The sequence below is a fragment of the Marinobacter shunpengi genome (assembly GCF_045449695.1).
Lineage (GTDB): Bacteria > Pseudomonadota > Gammaproteobacteria > Pseudomonadales > Oleiphilaceae > Marinobacter.
In genome coordinates this window covers 117,433-139,298 of sequence record NZ_JBJJKZ010000002.1, presented here as the reverse complement: position 1 = coordinate 139,298, position 21,866 = coordinate 117,433, and the positions used below count along the sequence as shown (strand labels likewise).

Annotated in this window: 19 protein-coding genes; 12 read left to right on the top strand and 7 right to left on the bottom strand. The window is 60.5% G+C overall.

Features of this window, described 5'->3' with window-relative positions:
• Positions 1 to 125: 125 nt before the first annotated feature.
• Entirely contained in the window at positions 126 to 1,181 is a 1,056-nt protein-coding gene (locus tag ACJO2E_RS01050) for a glycosyltransferase family 9 protein (protein ID WP_406961211.1), read from the top strand.
• Positions 1,182 to 1,211: 30 nt separating this feature from the next.
• Here ACJO2E_RS01050 and fba read toward each other — a convergent pair whose 3' ends face one another.
• The 4 genes from fba to tkt form a co-directional block, all read right to left on the bottom strand.
• Entirely contained in the window at positions 1,212 to 2,276 is a 1,065-nt protein-coding gene (gene fba / locus ACJO2E_RS01045) for a class II fructose-bisphosphate aldolase (protein ID WP_406961027.1), read from the bottom strand.
• Positions 2,277 to 2,453: 177 nt separating this feature from the next.
• Complete coding sequence (locus ACJO2E_RS01040) at positions 2,454 to 3,614, bottom strand: phosphoglycerate kinase (RefSeq protein ID WP_406961025.1); 1,161 nt, start codon at positions 3,612 to 3,614, stop codon at positions 2,454 to 2,456.
• 38 nt (positions 3,615 to 3,652) lie between these two features.
• The gene (gap, locus tag ACJO2E_RS01035) at positions 3,653 to 4,678 is read right to left on the bottom strand and encodes a type I glyceraldehyde-3-phosphate dehydrogenase (protein WP_406961023.1); all 1,026 of its coding nucleotides are present in this window, start codon (positions 4,676 to 4,678) and stop codon (positions 3,653 to 3,655) included.
• On the bottom strand, positions 4,678 to 6,678 hold the full coding sequence (gene tkt / locus ACJO2E_RS01030) for a transketolase (protein ID WP_406961021.1): 2,001 nt from the start codon (positions 6,676 to 6,678) through the stop codon (positions 4,678 to 4,680). Before tkt ends, gap begins: the two co-directional genes overlap by 1 nt.
• A gap of 194 nt (positions 6,679 to 6,872) precedes the next feature.
• On the opposite strand from tkt, the gene ACJO2E_RS01025 reads away from it, so the two are divergent.
• The 10 genes from ACJO2E_RS01025 to ACJO2E_RS00980 all read left to right on the top strand — a co-directional run bounded on the left by ACJO2E_RS01025 (position 6,873) and on the right by ACJO2E_RS00980 (position 18,124).
• On the top strand, positions 6,873 to 7,886 hold the full coding sequence (locus ACJO2E_RS01025; protein ID WP_406961019.1) for an ArsR/SmtB family transcription factor: 1,014 nt from the start codon (positions 6,873 to 6,875) through the stop codon (positions 7,884 to 7,886).
• 135 nt (positions 7,887 to 8,021) lie between these two features.
• The gene (metK, locus tag ACJO2E_RS01020; RefSeq protein ID WP_406961017.1) at positions 8,022 to 9,212 is read left to right on the top strand and encodes a methionine adenosyltransferase; all 1,191 of its coding nucleotides are present in this window, start codon (positions 8,022 to 8,024) and stop codon (positions 9,210 to 9,212) included.
• Positions 9,213 to 9,470: 258 nt separating this feature from the next.
• Positions 9,471 to 10,865: an adenosylhomocysteinase gene (gene ahcY, locus ACJO2E_RS01015; protein ID WP_406961015.1), complete on the top strand. Its 1,395-nt coding sequence runs from the start codon at positions 9,471 to 9,473 to the stop codon at positions 10,863 to 10,865.
• A 12-nt stretch (positions 10,866 to 10,877) separates the two neighbouring features.
• Complete coding sequence (gene metF / locus ACJO2E_RS01010) at positions 10,878 to 11,747, top strand: methylenetetrahydrofolate reductase [NAD(P)H] (protein WP_406961013.1); 870 nt, start codon at positions 10,878 to 10,880, stop codon at positions 11,745 to 11,747.
• 173 nt (positions 11,748 to 11,920) lie between these two features.
• Positions 11,921 to 12,679, top strand: coding sequence for a transporter substrate-binding domain-containing protein (locus ACJO2E_RS01005; RefSeq protein ID WP_406961011.1), 759 nt, complete (start codon positions 11,921 to 11,923; stop codon positions 12,677 to 12,679).
• Between the two features lie 80 nt (positions 12,680 to 12,759).
• Positions 12,760 to 13,425 (top strand): amino acid ABC transporter permease, encoded by a 666-nt coding sequence (locus ACJO2E_RS01000; RefSeq protein ID WP_406961009.1) that lies wholly within the window; start codon positions 12,760 to 12,762, stop codon positions 13,423 to 13,425.
• 12 nt (positions 13,426 to 13,437) lie between these two features.
• Positions 13,438 to 14,184 carry an amino acid ABC transporter ATP-binding protein gene (locus tag ACJO2E_RS00995; protein WP_406961007.1) on the top strand — a complete coding sequence of 249 codons (747 nt, stop codon included), beginning with the start codon at positions 13,438 to 13,440 and terminating at the stop codon, positions 14,182 to 14,184.
• A 542-nt stretch (positions 14,185 to 14,726) separates the two neighbouring features.
• On the top strand, positions 14,727 to 16,076 hold the full coding sequence (locus ACJO2E_RS00990) for an adenosylmethionine--8-amino-7-oxononanoate transaminase (protein WP_406961005.1): 1,350 nt from the start codon (positions 14,727 to 14,729) through the stop codon (positions 16,074 to 16,076).
• Between the two features lie 107 nt (positions 16,077 to 16,183).
• Positions 16,184 to 16,930 (top strand): 16S rRNA (uracil(1498)-N(3))-methyltransferase, encoded by a 747-nt coding sequence (locus ACJO2E_RS00985; RefSeq protein WP_406961003.1) that lies wholly within the window; start codon positions 16,184 to 16,186, stop codon positions 16,928 to 16,930.
• A gap of 135 nt (positions 16,931 to 17,065) precedes the next feature.
• Positions 17,066 to 18,124, top strand: coding sequence for an HDOD domain-containing protein (locus ACJO2E_RS00980; RefSeq protein WP_406961001.1), 1,059 nt, complete (start codon positions 17,066 to 17,068; stop codon positions 18,122 to 18,124).
• On the opposite strand, the gene ACJO2E_RS00975 is transcribed toward ACJO2E_RS00980, so the two are convergent.
• The 3 genes from ACJO2E_RS00975 to ACJO2E_RS00965 form a co-directional block, all read right to left on the bottom strand.
• The gene (locus tag ACJO2E_RS00975) at positions 18,089 to 19,429 is read right to left on the bottom strand and encodes a YihY/virulence factor BrkB family protein (protein WP_406960999.1); all 1,341 of its coding nucleotides are present in this window, start codon (positions 19,427 to 19,429) and stop codon (positions 18,089 to 18,091) included. The genes ACJO2E_RS00980 and ACJO2E_RS00975 overlap by 36 nt on opposite strands.
• Before the next feature lie 210 nt (positions 19,430 to 19,639).
• Positions 19,640 to 19,900 (bottom strand): DUF4282 domain-containing protein, encoded by a 261-nt coding sequence (locus ACJO2E_RS00970; protein WP_406960997.1) that lies wholly within the window; start codon positions 19,898 to 19,900, stop codon positions 19,640 to 19,642.
• A 228-nt stretch (positions 19,901 to 20,128) separates the two neighbouring features.
• Positions 20,129 to 21,064 (bottom strand): D-2-hydroxyacid dehydrogenase, encoded by a 936-nt coding sequence (locus ACJO2E_RS00965; protein WP_406960995.1) that lies wholly within the window; start codon positions 21,062 to 21,064, stop codon positions 20,129 to 20,131.
• A 60-nt stretch (positions 21,065 to 21,124) separates the two neighbouring features.
• Between ACJO2E_RS00965 and tmpT the strand changes: the two genes are divergently transcribed.
• Positions 21,125 to 21,784 carry a thiopurine S-methyltransferase gene (gene tmpT, locus ACJO2E_RS00960; protein WP_406960993.1) on the top strand — a complete coding sequence of 220 codons (660 nt, stop codon included), beginning with the start codon at positions 21,125 to 21,127 and terminating at the stop codon, positions 21,782 to 21,784.
• Positions 21,785 to 21,866: the final 82 nt, after the last annotated feature.

Sequence of the window (21,866 nt, the reverse complement as noted above, 5' to 3'; positions counted from 1 at the left end):
GGCCCTATCCGACGCCCCGTAAAGACGCCGGGCGGCGGAGTGGGCTAGAATGGGCGCAAGTTTAGCAAGACCCGCGCCAGGCGCTCCAGCAAACCGACTCAGAAACATGCTCAGGACCGGCATTGATCAACTCTATCTGTATACTCCGCCTTTCCGCCATCGGGGATGTCACCCACGTCGTACCGGTGGTTCTCAGCCTTCAGGAACAGGTACCCGGCGTGAAGATCACCTGGGTCATTGGCAAGATTGAGGCCAAACTGGTGGGCGACCTGCCCGGCGTCGAATTCATTATCTTTGACAAAAAAGCCGGCTGGAAAGGCTACCGTGACCTGCACCAGAAGCTGAAGGGACGTCGGTTCGATGCCCTGCTCCATATGCAGGTCGCCTTCCGGGCCAACCTGGCCGCTGCCGTGATACCGGCAAAGCTGAGAATCGGCTATGACAAGGCCCGCAGCAAGGACCTGCACAGCCTGTTCATCAACCGTCGCATTGCCCCGGCGCCACAACAGCACGTCCGCGACTGCCTGGCCAGCTACCTGGAGCCGCTGGGCCTGGCAGCGGCTCCACCCCGCTGGGAGATACCGCTGGACGAGGGGAACCACGACTTTGCCCGAAACCACCTGGCCAACGACCGCCGCAACCTGGTGATCAGCCCCTGTGCCAGCCATATCCTGCGCAACTGGCCCGCTGAGCGCTATGCGCAACTGGCTGACCACGCCATCCGGGAACACGGCATGAAGGTCATCCTGGTGGGCAGCCCTGCCCCCTTCGAAGCGGAATACTGCACCGCCATTGAGCAGGCCATGAAGGAAAGTGCCCTCAATATCTGTGGCAAGGATACCCTCAAGCAGCTCACTGCCCTGCTCGCCGGTGCCGACCTGGTGGTCGCCCCCGATACCGGCCCTGCCCACATTGCCAGCGCCATGGGCACGGATGTGCTGGGGCTCTTCGCCGCCAGCAATCCTGACCGTTCCGGTCCCTACAATTCCCTGCAGTGGTGCGTGAACCGCTACCCGGAAGCCCTCCGGAAATTCACCGGCAAGACCGTGGATGAGGCCCGCTGGGGCGCCAAGGCGGAGTTCGAGGGTGCCATGGAACTGATTACCGTGGACGACGCCACGACCATGCTGGACCGATGGATGGCCGCCCGGAACGAAAAAAGCCCCTCGCCACAAGAGTGACCAGGGGCTTTCGGTTGCCTGCCGGGTGGCTTACTTGACCTTCGGGTCCAGCTCGCCAGCCTCATAACGCTCGAACATCCGCTCCAGGTTGATCGGCTTGATCTTGCTGGCATTGCCGGCGGTACCGAAGGCCTCATAACGCGCCACGCAGACTTCAGTCATGGCCTTCATGGTTTCCTTCAGGAACTTCCGGGGATCGAACTCGGCCGGGTTCTGGGCCAGGAAGCGACGCACCGCGCCGGTGCTGGCCAGACGAAGGTCGGTATCGATATTGACCTTGCGTACACCGTGCTTGATGCCTTCCACGATTTCCTCAACCGGTACACCGTAGGTTTCCGGAATCTCGCCGCCATACTGGTTGATGATCTCCAGCCAGTCCTGGGGCACAGAGCTGGAACCGTGCATGACCAGGTGGGTATCCGGGATACGGGCGTGGATCGCCTTGATCTGCTCGATGGCGAGGATGTCACCGGTGGGCGGGCGGGTGAACTTGTAAGCCCCGTGGCTGGTACCGATGGCGATGGCCAGGGCGTCCACGTGGGTCTTCTTGACGAAATCCGCCGCTTCTTCCGGATCGGTCAGCATCTGACTGTGATCCAGCGTGCCTTCGGCACCGATGCCGTCCTCTTCACCGGCCTGACCGGTTTCCAGGGATCCCAGGCAACCCAGCTCGCCTTCCACGGACACGCCGCAGGCGTGGGCCATGTCGACGGTACGGCGGGTAACATCCACGTTGTAGTCGTACTCGGTGGGCGTCTTGCCATCTTCACCCAGGGAGCCATCCATCATCACGGAGCTGAAGCCCAGCTGGATGGAGCGCTGGCACACGGCCGGGCTGGTGCCATGGTCCTGGTGCATCACCACCGGGATATGGGGAAACTCCTCTACCGCCGCCAGGATCAGGTGGCGCAGGAAGGGGGCACCGGCGTACTTGCGGGCACCGGCGGAGGCCTGGACGATCACCGGGGAATCGGTTTTGTCCGCCGCTTCCATGATGGCGCGCATCTGTTCCAGGTTGTTCACGTTAAAGGCGGGTACACCGTAACCATGCTCGGCGGCATGATCCAGAAGTTGCCGCATCGAAATCAGGGCCATGGGTTTGTTCTCCTTGCTCGAAATTTGGGTGAGGCAGACTTGGGAGTCTGCTTCGGCAGGCGGGTAGTGCTTTCCGGGACACGCCGTAAATACGTCCCTGTAGGCTCTTCAAAAACGTCCCTGTTTTTGAAGGTCCCGGAAAGCACTACCCGCCCACCTCGCGATCTGGCGACGGAGTTATGCTCCCCGCTCTTCCAATACAGCTACTGCTGGCAGCGTCTTGCCTTCCACAAACTCCAGGAAAGCACCACCGCCGGTGGAAATATACGAGATCTTGTCAGCCACACCATACTTGTCAACTGCGGCGACAGTATCACCACCGCCGGCCAGCGAGAAGGCGTCACTCTCTGCGATGGCGCTGGCCAGGGCCTTGGTGCCGTTACCGAACTGATCAAACTCGAAAACACCGACCGGACCATTCCAGAGGATGGTTCTGGCATTCTTCAGAAGCTGTGCAAATTCTCCAGCAGTTTCCGGGCCAACATCCAGGATCATGTCGTCGCCGGTCACATCGGAAATATTCTTCACCGTAGCGGTGGCGTTCTCGGCGAACTCCGGAGCCACTACAACGTCCACCGGCAGCGGAATCTCCACGCGGGAGGCAATCTCTTTCGCGGTATCGATCAGGTCATGCTCACACAGGGACTTACCCACCGGGTGACCAGCTGCCGCCAGGAAGGTATTGGCAATGCCGCCACCCACGATGATCTGGTCACAGACCTTTTCCAGGGCATTCAGCACATCCAGCTTGGTGGACACCTTGGAGCCGCCAACGATGGCCACTACCGGCTTCGCCGGGTTACCCAGGGCCTTGCCCAGGGCTTCCAGTTCCGCCGCCAGCAGCGGGCCGGCGCAGGCCTCGGGGGCGAACTTCGCGACCCCGTGGGTGGATGCCTGGGCCCGGTGTGCGGTACCGAAAGCGTCCATCACGTAAACATCACAAAGAGCCGCGTACTGCTTCGACAGCGCTTCGTTGTCCTTTTTCTCGCCCTTGTTGAAACGGACGTTCTCGAACAGCACCACCTCGCCGGCGGCCACGTCGACACCGTCCAGGTAGTCCTTGATCAGGCGAACCTCCTGGCCCAGCAGGCCGGACAGGTGCTCCGCCACCGGCTTCATGGAAGAGGCCTCGTCATAGACACCTTCCTCCGGCCGGCCCAGGTGGGACATCAGCATGACTTTGGCGCCGGCATCCCGTGCCGCCTTGATGGTGGGCAGGGAAGCACGGATGCGTGCGTCGCTGCTCACCTTGCCGTCCCTGACAGGTACGTTCAGGTCTTCCCGGATCAGCACCCGCTTACCGGCAAGATCCAGATCGGTCATTTTCTTGATGGCCATAGTCTGTTTCCGTTGTTTCAGGTTATGTCGCTAATTACTTAAAGGCTCAGCCAGCGCCGGCTCACGTCCAGCATGCGGTTGGCAAAGCCCCACTCGTTGTCGAACCAGCACAGCACCTTCACCATTCGACCCCCGGTCACCCGGGTCTGGCCGCCATCCACAATGCCGGAATGGGCATCGTGATTGAAATCGGAACTGGCCAGCAGCTCGTCGGTGTAACCCAGGATGCCCTTAAGCGACCCACGGGCCGCCCTGGCCAGTACATCGTTGACAGCTTCCACCGAGGTGGTTTCACGCACGTTAAGCACCATATCGATGGCGGACACGTTCATGGTGGGCACCCGCATGGCTACGGAGTTGAAGCGCCCCTCCAGGTGCGGCAGCAGGCGCTCGATACCCCGGGCCAGGCCGGTATTCACGGGCACGATGTTGTGCAGGGCGCTACGAGTACGGCGCAGGTCCTGATGGTGATAGGCGTCGATTACCGGCTGGTCATTCATCGCCGCATGGATCGTGGTGGTACTGCCCTGCTCCACCCCGAGCGCATCGTCCAGCACCTTGATCACCGGCACCAGGCAGTTCGTGGTACAGGACGCAGCCGAAACGATGCGGTCCTCCCGGGTCAGGTCTCTGTCGTTGACCCCATAGACCACTGTTCGGTCCACATCGGGCTCCGCTGGCTGGGAGAAGAGCAACCGCCTCGCGCCGGACACCAGGTGCTGTTCCGCCGTCAGCCGGTCACTGAACGAGCCGGAGCACTCCAGCACCAGGTCCACCCCCAACCGGTCCCATGGCAGGTCGGCCGGATCCGCACTGCGGAGAACCTCCACACGGTCGCCATTGACCACCAGCGCATCACCGTCGGTTCGAACATCCCCCTGGAAGCGGCCATGGGTCGAATCGTAGCGGGTCAGGTGGGCGATGGTCGCCAGGTCCGCCAGTTCGTTGATGGCCACCACCTGGAACTGCTGGCGGTAGCCATTCTCATACAGGGCGCGCAGCACACACTGGCCGATACGGCCATAGCCATTGATCGCAATACGTGCAGGGGCGCCTTTTGTCATCAGTTATCCAGCAGATCGACAGCGGTGTCCACGATATTGTCGACGGTAAAGCCGAACTCGCGGAACAGGTCGCCCGCCGGAGCCGACTCACCGAAGGTGCTCATACCAATCACCCGGCCATCCAGACCCACGTACTTGTACCAGTAGTCCTCAATGGCTGCCTCGATGGCGATGCGGTTGGTGACGTCCAGGGGCAGCACCTTCTGCTTGTACTGGGCGCTCTGGGCATCGAACACATCGGTGGAGGGCATGGAGACCACGCGGACCTTGTGGCCCTGCTCCCGGAGCTTGCCCGCCGCATCCTGGGCCAGGCCGACCTCGGAGCCGGTGGCGATCAGGATCAGGTCGGGGGTGCCCTTGTCGTCGGACAAGATGTACCCACCCTTCGCGACATTCGCCAGTTGCTTGTCGTCCCGGTCCTGATGGGGCAGGCCCTGACGGGAGAATACCAGCGCCGTGGGGCCGTCGGTCCGCTCCAGCGCGGCCTTCCAGGCCACCGCAGTCTCCACGGTATCCGCCGGGCGCCAGGTGCTCATATTCGGTGTGGTGCGCAGGCTGGCGAGCTGTTCAATGGGCTGGTGCGTGGGGCCGTCCTCGCCCAGGCCAATGGAGTCGTGGGTGAACACCAGAATGGAACGCTGCTTCATCAGCGCCGCCATGCGCACGGCGTTACGGCAGTATTCCATGAAGATCAGGAAGGTGGCGCCATAGGGCACGAAACCACCGTGCAGGGCGATGCCGTTCATGATGGCGGCCATGCCGAATTCACGGACACCGTAATAGATGTAGTTGCCGTTGGCGTCGTCTTTCGTCAGAGGCTTGCTATCGTTCCAGATGGTCAGGTTGGACCCGGCCAGGTCGGCAGAACCTCCCAGCAGCTCCGGCAGTGCCGGACCGAAGGCGTTCAGGGTGTTCTGGGAAGCCTTGCGTGAGGCGATGGTCTCGCCCTTCTCCTGGCACTCACGGATATAGGCATCGGCCTTGTCCGCGAAGTCCGCTGGCAGGTCGCCGTTCATGCGGCGTTTCAGCTCGGCCGCCAGCTCCGGCTCGGCCTTTTCATAGGCGGCGAAGGCATCGTCCCAAGCCTTCTGGGCGGCAGCGCCTTTCTCCTTGGCATTCCAGGCCTGATAGATGTCGTCGGGTACCTCGAAAGCGCCGTGGTTCCAGCCCAGCTTCTCACGGGTCAGCTGGATTTCGTCCTCACCCAGCGCCGCACCGTGGCAGCTCTCGGTGCCCTGCTTATTGGGCGAGCCATAACCGATGATGGTCTTGCAGCAGATCATGGTGGGCTGCTCGGTGTTGGCGCGGGCACTTTCAATGGCTGCACGGATGGCGTCGGCATCGTGGCCGTCCACCGCCGGGATCACCTGCCAGCCATAGGACTCGAAACGCTTGGGAGTATCGTCGGTGAACCAGCCGTCCACCTCACCGTCGATGGAAATGCCATTGTCGTCGTAGAAGAAGATCAGTTTACCCAGACCCAGGGTGCCAGCCAGGGATGCCACCTCGTGGGAAATGCCCTCCATCAGGCAGCCGTCACCCAGGAAGGCGTAAGTGTAGTGATCCACGACGTTATGACCGGGGCGGTTGAACTGAGCCGCCAGGGCCTTCTCGGCCACCGCGAAGCCAACGGCATTGGCAATGCCCTGACCCAGCGGTCCGGTGGTGGTTTCAACGCCCGGCGTGTAGCCATATTCCGGGTGGCCCGGAGTCCTGGAGTGCAACTGACGGAAGTTCTTGATGTCGTCAATGGAAACGTCATACCCGCTCAGGTGCAGTAGCGAGTACTGCAGCATGGAGCCATGGCCGTTGGACAACACAAAGCGGTCACGGTTGGCCCACTGCGGGTTGGCCGGGTTGTGGCTGAGGTAATCGTTCCACAGCACCTCGGCGATATCCGCCATTCCCATGGGCGCACCCGGGTGGCCGGACTTGGCTTTCTGAACCGCATCCATGCTCAGCGCGCGAATGGCGTTGGCGAGATCTTTACGGGACGGCATTGACGTTTCTCCAGTATTGGGTCAGGAAACATTGAGGAAAAAGAAAGGCGCGTATTTTCGCCGATTAGTGGCCATGGGAGCAAATCAGCTTCGCGCTTCCGCCGGTGTGGATATCCGAAGCACAAGAAGCCGTATATCAATTTTTTTTGATATAGATATTGATCAAACGCTAAACACCCCCTAGACTTGCCACCATGAACAGCCTCAACACCCCACAGCCACTCCAGGACCTGAACGCCCTCGCCCCGCTCTACAAGGCCTGCGGCGATCCGCTGCGCCTGGAGATATTACGGGTGCTGCGCCGGGATACCTTCGGAGTCATGGAACTGAGCCAGCTGTTCGAGGTACGCCAGTCCGGAATGAGCCATCATCTCAAGGTGCTCAACAAGGCCGGTTTGCTGGAACCCCAGCGGGAGGGTAATGCGATTTTCTACCGTCGCCCCCTCCACCTGGATGCCGGCAACACCAACCTTATCGATGACACGGTACGCCAGATTTTCCGGACTATTGATCAGATGCCGATAACCGGCCACCTGCAGGAGAAGATCGAAGCCATACGCGACCAGCGGGCGGATCAGTCCCAGGCGTTCTTTGCCCGCCATGCCGAACAGTTCCGGGAGCAGCAGGAACTGATCGCCGCCTTCGACCTGTACGCCGAGCCCACCGCCGAACTGATTCGCGGACGGGCGGCACGGCATCAATGGCAATCGGCACTGGAAATCGGCCCCGGCGAAGGCGCCTTCCTGCCGGTCATTGCCGGTATATGCCCCCGCGTTGTGGCGGTGGACAATTCTGCGGACATGCTACGCAAGGCCAGGCAGACCTGTACCGACGAGAAGCTGGGGAACGTCGAGCTTGTCGAGGGCACCACCGCCACCCTGCTGCCCCGGGATGAGCGATTTGACCTGGTGGTCGCCAACATGGTGCTCCACCACGTCCCCAGCCCGGCGGATATTTTCCTTGAGGCCAGTGACCTGATGGCGGACGGCGGCTACCTGGTCATCAGCGACCTGCGCAGCCACGACCAGGACTGGGCCCGGGAGAACTGCGGTGACCTGTGGCTGGGCTTCGAACCCGAGGAACTGAACGCTTGGGCCAACGATGCCGGCCTTGAGACGGGTGAAGCCATGTTTATCGGCCTGCGCAACGGCTTCCAGGTGCAGGTGCGGGAGTACCGGAAACCCGGGCATGACGACCTGGCCCAATGAGACAATGAATATCAAAAAATTTTGATATAAAATCCGTTACCATTGCAGAACGTATCGGTTAACAACCGGAACCCAACATCGTCATTTGTGATAAAGGGCAGAACCTGCCCACCCAGCTCAAGAGGAGCCTGTGCTATGTCTGACTACAGCATCTTCACATCCGAGTCGGTCTCCGAGGGCCATCCGGACAAACTGGCCGACCAGATCTCCGATGCGGTACTGGACGCCATCCTGACCGACGACCCCCACGCCCGCGTCGCCTGCGAAACCATGGTGAAAACCGGCGTGGCCATCGTTGGCGGTGAGATCACCACCAGCGCCTGGGTGGACCTGGAAGACCTGGTCCGCGGCGTGATCAAGGACATCGGCTACACCTCCTCCGATGTGGGCTATGACGGCGATACCTGCGGCATTATCAACATCATCGGCAAACAGTCCGTGGACATTGCCCAGGGTGTGGACCGCCAGAAACCGGAAGACCAGGGCGCCGGCGACCAGGGCCTGATGTTCGGCTACGCCAGCAACGAAACCGAGGTACTGATGCCGGCCCCCATCACCTACGCCCATCGACTGGTGGAGCGCCAGGCGGAAGCCCGCAGGAGCGGTCTGCTGCCCTGGCTGCGCCCGGACGCCAAGAGCCAGGTCACCTGCCGCTACGAGAACGGCAAGGTCACCGGTATCGACGCTGTGGTGCTGTCCACCCAGCACGACGAGGATGTCACCCAGGCCGACCTCAGGGACGCCGTGATGGAACTGATCGTCAAGAACGTGCTGCCGGCGGAACTGCTGCACAGCGACACCCAGTTCCACATCAACCCCACCGGCAAGTTCGTGATCGGCGGCCCCGTGGGCGACTGTGGCCTGACCGGTCGCAAGATCATCGTCGACACCTACGGCGGCATGGCCCGCCACGGCGGCGGCGCCTTCTCCGGCAAGGACCCGTCCAAGGTGGACCGTTCCGCCGCCTACGCCGGCCGCTACGTGGCCAAAAACATCGTCGCCGCCGGCCTGGCCGACAAGTGCGAGATCCAGGTGTCCTACGCCATCGGCGTGGCGCAGCCCACCTCCATCTCCCTGAACACCTTCGGCACGGGCAAAATCAGCGACGACAAGATTGTCCAGCTGGTTCGGGAGCACTTCGACCTGCGCCCCTACGCCATCACCAACATGCTGGACCTGCTGCACCCGATGTATCAGCAGACCGCGGCCTACGGCCACTTCGGCCGCGAGCCGTTCGAGATGACCGTGGGTGGCAAGACCTTTACAGCATTTCCCTGGGAGAAGACAGACCGGGCGGCTGCACTGAAAGACGCAGCCGGAATCTGACGCCAAGCGTCTTTTACCCCCCCTCTCCCTTCAGGGGAGAGGGGGGCAGCCAGGAAAGCGGATGCGGGCCCGCTGACACACCCACAATCCGGAGGTGGCTCGGGGAGTCTTTTTTCAAGAGCATCGTCTGTCTGAGCGAAGCGAGTTTAAACGATGTTCTTGAAAAAAGGCTCCCCGGGCCGCCACCCCCAAATTCGAAAGGCAACGGCACTAAATCACGAAGTCGTAGCCAGACAGAACACTGAACAGGAGAACACCATGAGCACTCCGGCAGAAAAACTGAACACCACCAGCGACTACAAAGTCCGCGATATCTCCCTGGCCGGATGGGGCCGCAAGGAAATCAACATCGCCGAAGGCGAAATGCCGGCTCTGATGGCCCTGCGCCACAAGTACAAGGCCGAGCAGCCCCTCAAGGGCGCCAACATCATGGGCTGTATCCACATGACCATCCAGACGGCGGTGCTCATCGAAACCCTGGTGGAACTGGGCGCCAACGTGCGCTGGTCCTCCTGCAACATCTTCTCCACCCAGGACCAGGCCGCCGCAGCCATCGCCGAAAGCGGCGTGCCGGTCTTCGCCTGGAAGGGTGAAACCGAGGAAGAATACGAGTGGTGCCTGGAACGCACCGTCGGCGCCGATGTGGAAGGCTGGGAACCCAACCTGATCCTGGACGACGGCGGCGACCTCACCGCCCTGCTCCACGACAAGTACCCGGACATCCTGGCCAAGTGCCACGGCGTCACCGAGGAAACCACCACCGGCGTGCACCGCCTGCAGGAAATGCTGCGGGAGAAAACCCTGAAGGTGCCGGCCATCAACGTCAACGACGCCGTCACCAAGTCCAAGAACGACAACAAGTATGGTTGCCGCCACAGCCTGAACGACGCCATCAAGCGCGCCACCGACCACCTGATGGCTGGCAAGAAAGCCCTGGTGATCGGTTACGGCGACGTGGGCAAGGGCTCCGCCGCCTCCCTGCGCCAGGAAGGCATGATCGTCAAGGTGACCGAGGCCGACCCCATCTGCGCCATGCAGGCCTGCATGGATGGCTTCGAAGTCGTATCCCCGTACCTCAACGGCGAGAATACTGGCAGCGAAGACAGCATCGACAAGGCCCTGCTGGGCAACACCGACCTTCTGGTCACCACCACCGGTAACATGAACGTGTGTGATGCCAACATGCTTAAGGCCCTCAAGAGCGGCGCCGTGGTCTGCAACATCGGCCACTTCGACAACGAAATCGATACCGCCTACATGCGCAAGCACTGGGAGTGGGACGAGGTCAAACCCCAGGTCCACGTGGTCTACCGCGACAAGGCGGCCAACGACCACCTGATCCTGCTGTCGGAAGGCCGCCTGGTGAACCTGGGCAACGCCACCGGCCACCCGTCACGGATCATGGACGGCTCCTTCGCCAACCAGGTGCTGGCCCAGATGTACCTCTACGAGCGTCGCTTTGCCGAGCTGCCCACGGCCGAGAAAGCCAACGGCGTCTACGTCAAGGTGCTGCCGAAGAAGCTGGATGAGGAAGTGGCCCGGGCCATGGTGGAAGGCTTTGGTGGCGTGATCACCAGAATGACCCCGGAGCAGGCCAAATACATCGGTGTACCGGTCGAAGGCCCGTACAAGCCGGAAAGCTACAAATACTGATCGGACAGCAAGATGGAATCACAACAACAGTTCAAGCGCCGCTTCAGCTTTGAATTTTTCCCGCCCAAGACCGACCAGGGCAAGGAAAAGCTGCAGACGGTACGCAACCGGCTCGCCGAGGTGGACCCGGATTTCTTCTCGGTCACCTTCGGTGCCGGTGGCTCAACCCGGGACCGCACCATTGAAACCGTGCTGAACCTGCACAACCAGGGTATTTCCACGGCCCCCCACCTGTCCTGCGTGGGCGGTACCCGTGAAAAAATTGCCGAGCTGCTGGATATCTACAAGGAAAGCGGCGTCAACCGCATCGTCGCCCTGCGGGGCGATATGCCCTCGGGCATGGGTGCGGCGGGCGAACTACGCTACGCCAACGAGCTGGTGGAGTTCATCCGGGAGTACAGCGGCGACACCTTCAACCTGGAAGTGGCCGCCTACCCGGAATTCCACCCCCAGGCCCGCAATGCCGAGGAAGACCTGCAGAACTTCGCCCGCAAAGTGAAGGCCGGTGCCAACAGTGCCATCACGCAGTACTTCTTCAATGCGGACAGCTACTTCTACTTCATCGACCGGCTGGAAAAGATGGGCGTCACCATTCCGGTGGTGCCGGGCATCATGCCCATCGTCAACTTCTCCAGTCTGGTGCGCTTCTCGGATATGTGCGGCGCGGAGATCCCCCGCTGGATCCGCAAACAGCTGGAAGCCTACGGCGATGATTCGGAGAGCATCAAGCGGTTCGGCGAGGATGTGGTCACCGATATGTGCGAACAACTGCTGGCCGCCGGCGCCCCGGGACTGCACTTCTACACCCTGAACCAGGCGGACGCCAGCCTGAAGATCTGGAACAACCTTGGCCTGGCCAACCGGGACAAGATTTCGTTCTGATCACCTCTCTGCCCCCGGTCCGGTTAAACCGCCGGGGGCAATAGCACCTACCTGCCCCCCCTGTCACCAAAGCGCACAACGACCTGTTTCTCCTTCGACCAACCGCCACCTGCAAAACATCTGTAACTGGTCTATGCTCGTAGGCGTATGTTCCTAATCTGAAAGGAGATCCCATGAACACCAAATGGCTGAAACCCCTTGGCGTGGCTGCTGCGCTGTCCTTCACTGCCAATGTGGCCTCTGCGGAGACCCTGAAGGTGGTAACAGATCCGAGCTTCGTGCCCTTCGAAATGATGGATCAGGAAACCGGTGAGATGATCGGTTTCGACATGGAAATCATCGCGGAAGTGGCCAAACGTGCCGGGTTTGAGTATGACCTGCAGACCATGGACTTCAACGGCATTATTCCGGCACTGCAGACCGGCAATGTGGATATCGCTATTGCGGGCATCACGATCACTGAAGAGCGCGAAGAGATCGTCGACTTCTCCGACCCCTATTACGACTCCGGTCTTCGTATTCTGGTCCGTGAAGGGAATGACGACGTCGAGACGCTCGACGGCCTCGAAGGCAAGAAGGTCGGCACCAAGATCGGCAGCACCAGCTACGACTACCTGGTGCAGGAGCTTGAGGATGACGACGGTGTCACTCCGTACCCGGGCAGTTCCGATATGTACATGGCCCTGATGTCCCGCTCTGTTGATGCCGTCTTCTACGACGCGCCCAACGTTGGCTATTTCGCGAAGACCAAGGGCAAGGGTGAAGTCAAAACCGTTGGTCCGCTGTACGAAGGCCAGCAATACGGCATTGCGCTGGTCGATGGCAGTGAATGGGTTGATGAAGTCAATGAAGCCCTCGCCAGCATGAAAGAAGATGGTACCTACAAAGAGATCTACGAGAAGTGGTTCGGCCCCATGCCGGACGATATGTAACCTGTCCTGCCAGTAGCGACTGTCAAGCCGGGCCTTACGGGGCCCGGCTACTTCCATTGAACTGAACGGAGAACAACCACGTGGCGTTCGAGTTTGACTGGCAGGCAGCCATCGATTCGATCCCCTATCTCGTTGAGGGGATTCCCTACACCCTGTTGATTTCGTTCGGCGGCCTGCTCATCGGCTTTGTCCTGGGCATCATTTTCGGGCTGCTGAGCATCAACAAACACCTGGTGTTCCGATGGCCAGCCACAGCCTATATAGAAGTCTTCCGGGGCACTCCCATCCTGGTCCAGGTGCTATTCATCTTCTACGGTCTGCCTGATCTTGTCGGCTCCCCCATCAACCCGTTGGTGGCAGGCATCGCGGCTATCGCACTGAATTCCGGGGCCTATATTTCGGAAGTGGTCCGCGGGGGTGTGCAGTCCATCGACAAGGGGCAGACCGAAGCCGGGCTTTCACTGGGCCTGTCCCGCACCCAGACCTTCCGGTCCATCGTCTGGCCGCAGGCTTTCCGCCGCATGATTCCGCCCCTTGGTAACCAGGCCATCGTTTCCATCAAGGACACGTCGCTGTTCTCGGTCATCGGTGTCGGTGAACTGGTCCGTCAGGGCCAGATCTACATTGCCAATACGTTTACAGCCTTCGAGGTGTACTTCGTGGTCGCCATTCTCTACCTGATGATCACCCTGTCTCTCTCAATGATCCTGCGCTTTGTTGAGCGGCGCGGTCTGACGTCGGTTTAAGGAGCGGATGCAATGACCGAGATCGTAAAAATCCAGGACATGAACAAGTACTTCGGCAAGCTCCATGTCCTGAAAGATATCAACCTGACCGTCAGGACCGGCGAAGTGGTGGTGATTATTGGCGCCAGTGGTTCCGGCAAATCCACGCTGATTCGCTGTGTGAACGGACTGGAGGAGTATGAGTCCGGCAAGCTGGAAGTGGACGGACACCCTCTGGAGCCCAAGGGTGGCAACCAGAAGTCCCTCCATGAGATCCGCAAGGAAGTGGGCATGGTGTTCCAGCAGTTCAACCTGTTCCCTCACCTGACGGTGAAGAAGAACATCATGCTGGCGCCGATGAAGGTGAAGAACGAGGCCCAGGTGGTGGCTAACGGCACCGCCGAGCGTCTGCTCCAGCGAGTGGGTATTGCCGACCAGGCCAACAAGTACCCCAGTCACCTGTCCGGTGGCCAGCAACAACGGGTAGCCATTGCCCGGGCCCTGGCCATGGAACCGCGGCTGATGCTGTTCGACGAGCCCACGTCGGCCCTGGACCCGGAGATGATCGGCGAGGTGCTGGATGTGATGCGGGAACTGGCGAAGGAAGGTATGACCATGATGGTGGTTACCCACGAGATGGGCTTCGCCCGCGAAGTGGCCGACCGGGTGATCTACATCCACCAGGGCCAGATTGTGGAGGAAGGCAAGCCCCAGGATGTGTTTGATAATCCTCAGAATGAGAGAACTCAGTCTTTCCTTTCCAGGGTGCTCAAACACTGACCTTTTTGGCGGTTTGCCCTCAAGGTTTGGGGGCTGGACCGGGGGTGGATGGGGTGCTTTCTCCGCCGCAATTCAGGGGCCGTCCCTGGCACCCGCCTTGCTCCGCGCCATCCATGGCACTGCTGCGAAATCACCCCATCCACCCCCGGTCCGCTCTGACAGGTGAGTTACCTCCTTCCGTATGCTCATCCCGGCGTTTCATCAGTTCTTTCCCACTCGCCATCGCCGATTAACCAAACAAAGCAACACAACCTCGTCATGGCAGCTCTTTGGTCTTCGATGAGTCCTCCGAGAGGTCCGTCGGACGTGTGGTGTAGGGGAGGATTTCGTAACAGCGCCAGAGATGGCGCGGAGCAAGGTCGGTCCATGGATGGACCGTGAATTGCGGTGAAGAAAGCCTCCCCTACACCACACGTCCAGCCCGCCAAGCAACCAGTCAACATTCACACCTGCCACCTTCCTACAAGCCGCCGTTAACTGTATCATCCAACTTGGTTAACAGAGACAAACCCACCAACAAGCAAACAGAACCGGAGCCAACCATGCGCAACGCCGACCTGGTCGCCCGTGACCTGAAATCCGTCTGGCACCCCTGCACTCAGATGAAGGACCACGAATCCCTGCCACTGATCCCCATCAGCAAAGGCGAAGGGGTCTGGCTGGAAGACTTCGAAGGCAACCGTTATATCGACGCTGTCAGCTCCTGGTGGGTCAACCTGTTCGGTCACGCCAACCCGCGCATCAACGGCGCCATCCGCGACCAGATCGAAAAGCTCGAGCACGTCATCCTCGCCGGTTTCAGCCACGAACCCGTGGTGGAGCTGTCCGAAAGGCTGATCGAGGTCACGCCGGAAGGCCTCAACAAGTGCTTCTATGCCGACAACGGCTCCTCGGCCATCGAGGCCGCCCTCAAGATGAGCTACCACTACTGGAAGAACCACGGCAAGCCGGGCAAGAAGAACTTCGTCAACCTGTCCAACAGCTACCATGGGGAAACCCTGGGCGCCCTGGCCCTGGGCGACGTGGCCCTGTACAAGGACACCTACCAGCCCCTGCTGATGGAAGTGCTCACCGCGCCGTCACCGGACGCCTTCAACAAGGAACCGGGCGAGACCGACGAGGAATACGCCCTGCGCCAGTTCGAGGCCATGGAACAACTGCTGGCCGAGAAGCACGACGAGATCTGTGCGGTGGTGGTGGAGCCACTGATCCAGTGCGCCGGCGGCATGCGCATGCACCACCCCATTTACCACACCAGGCTGCGGGAAGCCTGTGACCGCTACGGCGTGCACCTGATCGCCGACGAGATTGCCGTGGGTTTCGGGCGTACCGGTACCATGTTCGCCTGCGAGCAGTCCGGCATCACCCCCGACTTCATGTGCCTGTCCAAGGGGCTCACCGCCGGCTACCTGCCGCTGTCCGTGGTGTTGACCACCGATAACGTCTACAACGCCTTTTACGACGATTACGAAACCCTGCGGGCCTTCCTGCACAGCCACAGTTATACCGGCAACCCCATCGGCTGCGCCGTGGCCCTGGCAACCCTGGACATCTTCCGGGATGACGACGTCATCAACGCCAACCGGGCCCTGTCGACATGCATGGCGGATTCCGTGGCCCACCTGGCGGATCACCCCAACGTCGGCGATATCCGCCAGCATGGCATGACCATGGCCATCGAAATGGTCCGGGACCGGAAGACGAAAGAGCCCTTCCCCTGGCAGGAACGCCGTGGCATCCGGGTCTACAAGCACTCACTGACCCGAGAGGCCTTGCTGCGGCCTTTGGGCAATGTGGTCTATTTCATGCCGCCGTACACCATCACCGAGGATCAGATCCGTCACCTGGCCCAGGTGGCCACCGAAGGCATCGATATCGCGGTACGTGACTAGGGGTCTGCGCGGAAGAAAGTCGCACCGCTGCGTCCAGACTGGCCAGAAGGTGGCCTGTTTCGGTAACCTGTCGCTCCCGATGACGATCTTCCCGACAGGAAACGCCTGTGCGCAATCCGCGAATCTTCACTGATGCCCCGTTAGAGGAAGGCCAGACGGTTTTCCTTGATGACAGTGCCGCCCACCACGTCGGCAAAGTGCTGCGCATGCAGCCGGACCAGCCCCTGGTGCTGTTCAACGGCGATGGGGCCAACTACCCGGCCGAGCTGGACGACGTGGGCAAGAAGCGGGTCAGCGCACGAATCCTGGCGAAGGAGGAAAGCACCTGCGAACCGCGCCTGAAGATCCTGCTGGGGCAGGTTATCTCCAAGGGCGATCGTATGGACTACGCGGTGCAGAAGAGCACGGAACTGGGGGTGGATACCATCGTCCCTCTCACCAGCGAGCGGTGCGACGTGCGCCTGAAGGGCGACCGGGAAGACAAGCGTATCCGCCACTGGCAACAGGTCGCCATCAGCGCTGCCGAGCAATGTGGACGGGCGACGGTACCCACCATCACCCCCTTATGCACGTTACCGGACTGGTTCCGGCAAAGCGAAACCTGCGACCTGCGCCTGGTCCTGCACCACCGCACCGAACAGCCGCTGGCCGACATGGCCCCGCCCCGGAACGGCGTAGCGCTGCTGGTAGGGCCGGAAGGAGGCCTCTCAGAAGCGGAAATCAGCGCAGCACGGCAAAGCGGCTTTTCTCCCGCAGCCCTCGGCCCCCGGGTGCTGCGAACCGAAACCGCACCGGTGGCGGCCCTGACCCTGTGCCAGTGGCTATGGGGTGATTTCAGGGCGCCTGGGCAATAGCCTGTAGTCCCGGCTGGACGGTACATCGGTGAAGCCCGCCAACGACCCCAAAAGCCGGACTGTACTATACTGCGACAGCATAAGGGGTGAACGGCCCGGCCACGACACCCTGACGGATTCAAGGAGAAGCACCGGATGCCAGGTATTGTTTCCTGGATTAGACACAGGCTGTTCCCCAGCCACTCCGGCCATGGTGCCCACTCCACGATGTCGGCGGGCAGCCCTCACCCCACCGGGAGCGGTCTGCTCAATCCAGGGGGGGCGGATACCCCGGATTGTCGTCCACCACGGGCAAGGCTGGACGACCACCTGTTCTGCTGGTTGCTGGACAGCACCCCCCGACAGATCGAACAACCGTCGCCGCTGACCAGCAAGGTCCTGCAGGAACTCGACGCCCGCCTGCGGGACGACGCCCTGAGAGAACTGCCCCGTCAGCCGCTGACGCTGCCCACCCTGATGCGAACCCTGGCCAGCGATTCCACGTCCCGCAAGGAAGTGACCGACATTATCCTGAGTGATGCCTCCCTGACCAACCAGGTACTCCAGGTTGCCAACAGCCCTTTCTTCAAGGTGAGCGACCACCACGTGGAAGACGTTGACCAGGCGGTATTCCTGCTGGGCCTTGACGGCATCCGCAATGTTGCCTCCGCATCGGTGATGCGTCCCATGCTGGCCGCGCGCAATTCCGCAGAATCCACCTTTTCCCAGCGGGTCTGGCGATGGGGCCTCACCTGCGCCCGGGCCGCCGAGCTCATTGCCCTGAACAACCGGCAGGAGAGCACCAGCTACTTCATGGTTGGCCTGCTGCCGGCGCTGTCCTACCTGACCCTGAGACGGGAGGTGCAAAGCATTGTCGAACACCGTTTTCCCGACCAGCGCCCCTCCCCGCATATCCTCCACGAGGCCATGCGGCGCTTTGAATGGGCAACCGCGCAGAAAATTGCCCACGCCTGGGGCCTGCCCTCCAGGTATCACGCCCTGCTGCTGACCGCGGAACGCCCGACACCCGACCAGGAGCACTCACCGCTGAACGACGGCATCATCCTGGGTACCCGGGAAGTGTTGCGGGACGCGCACCAGCGAAACCTGGGGATTGACGAGTTGCAACCCCTGCTGTCCATCAACGAGGAGCAGTTGGACAAGATCCGCCAGATACTGTCACGCCTTCTCAGTGAGGGGCTCTCCAGCCGCTGAGGCCTGATCGGAGACCAGTAATTCAGCGAAAGTCCGGGTCTGGTCGGCAGAGACCCTGGGCACCAGTTCCGGCGGCAGGACCCGGGGCAGACGGCTGACCACCCTTTCCTCATCGGCCCGCACCACATCCAGCACATCCCCGATCCGGATCAACTCCAGCGCCCGCCCGGGCACCAGATGATCACCGGACGATCCGGCCAGGGACAGCAGGCCCTGGCGAATCAGCTTGTCGGATATGCGCCGGGTTATCTCCCCGGGAACCCGCATCTCCCGCTCCAGAGTCTCCTGCTGGGGCGCCGGCCTGCCCTCGGCAAAGGGTTTGCAGACGTTCCACATCAACACCAGGGCCACCTGCTCCTGAAGTTCTGGAGAGGGGTCCACTTCACGGCTCCTGGACACATTGCCGGGGTTCTGCAGATAAAAGGCAATGCTGGAGCCCAGCAACAGGATCATCCAGTTGATGTAGGTCCAGATCAGCAGGATGATGCCAATGGCGAAACTGGAGTACACCGCCGCGTACCGGGTGGAGCCGGCAACAAACGAGGCAAAGATCATCCCGCCCGCCTGCCAGGAGACACCGGCGATCACCCCGCCAATCAAGGCGAAGCGCAGCTTGACGCGGGTATTGGGAATAAAGACATAGACAAAGGTGAACGCCCCCACCACCAGGAAGAACGGCATCAACCGGCTGAACATCAACACTGCTGAGCCAAAGGGTTCGATCTCGATCAGTCGCTGCACGAAGGTCGAGGAGAAAATGGTCGCCGAAATACCAATGGCAGACACCATCAGTAAGGGCCCGATCATGATCACGCTCAGGTAGTTGGAGAAGCGCTGGGCCAGCGAGCGCATTTCCGGCACCCGCCAGATCACGTTGAAGGACCGCTCGATCTTCTGGACCAGGGCAATCACCGTGTATACCAGTAACGCCAACCCTACGGACCCCAGCACCCCCACCTTCATGTTGTCCACAAAGGTCAGGATCTGATCGGCCACCTCCGCCCCCTGGGGCCCCAGGGGCTGGAAGAACTGGTACAGGAACGGCTCGATGCGATGGTGTACCCCCATGGCCTTCAGCACGGAGAAACTCAGGGCGAGCAACGGCACGATACTGAGCAGGGTGGTGTACACCAGGCTCATGGCATGAAGGGTGAGCTGGCCGCTGATCACATCGCGAGTCACCGCGTAGGCAGTGCGACCGGCCTTGTACAGCCAGGTCCAGGGCCAATGCTGAGGCGGGTTGGGGTTGGCCAGGATCCACTGTTCAGCCTGGCGGAAACGCTCTTTGAACTGGAATGACGCCACACACAATCCTTGGTTGCTGCCTTGAATACCGCGAACGGGCCCGACCACGTCGGGACATTCCCGATTCCTTATGGCAGGTTACCGATATTGAAGCAGTTCAGGGAGAGTATGGCTGAAAAAACGGGTGGGGAGAAATGCAGGCGGGGATCTAAGGAGCCTCTGAACAGGCAAGGAGTTATTCAGAGGCTCCTTAAGCCCCCGCCCTGGGAATTATTCCCGGTTGGCGACTTTGCCCAGGTTCTCGTTAATCTTGAAGATGACAATGAACAGTTCGCAATAGACCCGTGTCATCAGAATACCCCCGACGATGATCCCCAGTCCCATCAGGAAACTCCCGAAGGTAAACCCCTGGTAACCGGAGAACATGCTGACAAAACCAGAAATCACCACCGCGATGATCGACAGCCAGTAAATGACGGTAATGATCTTCGGAGTAACCATGGAATCGAAATTCAGAAACGACTTGAGCATTCTTCTTTCCTCATTGATGTACTGGCCGTCATCGGGAATGACACGACCGCTCCATTAACCGGAGTTAATTTTAAGAGCGAAGAATGCCACAAAGGTAGGATAGATGGAAAGTTATTGCATCATTTTGCATTGACCAAGTACCTGAATTAATGGCGATAAGATGTCATCACTGCCTGATTATTATCCGTTCATCAATAAGGCTCTCATCAGTAAACAGGCATTGAGGCATCATATCCGGGTGGCCAGGTTCCCCGCCGTAATCTCCACAATCCGCTGCCGGGCCTCGCGACTGGCCCAGGCAGAGTGCGGGGTCACAATCAGGTTGGGAATATCCTCCGCCAGCAGCGGATTGCCGTTGCGGGGTGGTTCTTCGGTGAGCACATCAAAGCCGGCGCCGCCAACAGTGCCGGCGCGAAGGGCGTCAGCGAGAGCCTGTTCGTCCACCAGGCCGCCGCGGGAGGTGTTGATAATCAGGGCCGTGTCCTTCATCTGTTCCAGTTCCCCGACGCCGATCAGGTTGCGGGTATCGTCCGTAAGCAGGCAGTGCAGTGAGAGCACATCCACTTGAGGAAGCAGCTCGTCCAGGGGAATGCGCGAATAGCCGTCCACCTCTCCCGTTTCCTGGCCGGGACGGCAGCCGAGGACGATGTTCATACCGAAGGCTTTCGCCCTCTCGGCCACGCCCTGCCCCAGGTCGCCATAGCCGATGATTCCCAGGGTCTTGCCTTCCAGTTCCATGATGGGGTGTTCCATCAGGCAGAACATGGCGCTCCGCCCCCAGCGGCCTCCCCGCACATCCCGGTCATAGTCCAGTAGTCGGGTGGCCAGGGCCAGGATCAGCGCCATGGTGTGTTGGGCCACGGTGGAACGACCATAGCCGGTCACATTAAGCACCCGGATGCCGTGTTCTTCTGCCGCCTTCAGGTCAATGTTGTTGAGGCCGGTGGCCACCACGGCAATGGTTTTCAGTTCCGGGCAGGCTTCGAAATGCTCCCGGCCCAGCAGTACCTTGTTGACCAGCACGGTGTCGAAGCCCTGCAGGCGCTCAATCACCTGATCAGGACGGGTACGGTCGTGACAGGTCAGCGGCCCGGTCACCTCTTCAATCGGTGCCAGGGTGACATCGTCGCCCAGGGTGCTGGCATCAAGGAATACGGCTTTCACTGTTCTGACTCCTGTCTTATGCTCTGAGAAACGACTTCCACGGCTAATAGGGAACGTATCATGGAGCATGAATTCTGGCACACCCGCTGGGAAAAGGGCGAGATCGGCTTTCATGAGGGGACCGTAAACAAGTACCTCCACGACCACTGGCCTGAATTTTCGGGCGACCGCACTGACACCGTTCTCGTCCCCCTGTGTGGCAAGGCCCATGACATGTGGTGGCTCCACGACCGTGGCCATCCCATCATCGGCGTGGAGCTGAGCAAAGTGGCCTGCAAGGATTTTTTCGAGGAGGCGGAAGAAAAAGCAAAGGTCCACCCGGGCGAGCCCTTCACCACCTTCCGGCATGATGACCTGGAACTCTGGTGCGGGGATTTCTTCCAACTGGTGCCGGACGACCTGAAACATGTGCGGATGGTCTATGACCGGGCCGCTCTGATTGCCATGCCGCCGGAGATGCGCCGGAACTATGTGGAACACCTGACCACGGTGATCCCGGACGGTACCCGGATCCTGTTGATCACTCTGGACTACGACAGTAGTGAAATGCAGGGCCCGCCATTCAATGTCAGCGATCAGGAAGTGTATGACCTCTATGGGGAGGACTATAAGATCCGCCATATCCTGAGCCAGGATATGGGGCGGGACAATCCCTTCGCCAAGCGTAAGGGACTGCAAAACGGCGCTACCGAAAGCGTTTTTTATCTCAAAAAAAACTAAACGCTCCTGGCGATAATTTTCGATATTCTTTCAAACATTTAGAGAAATGGTAGTGGGCTTGGTGCGCTGAAGTCGCGCCTCC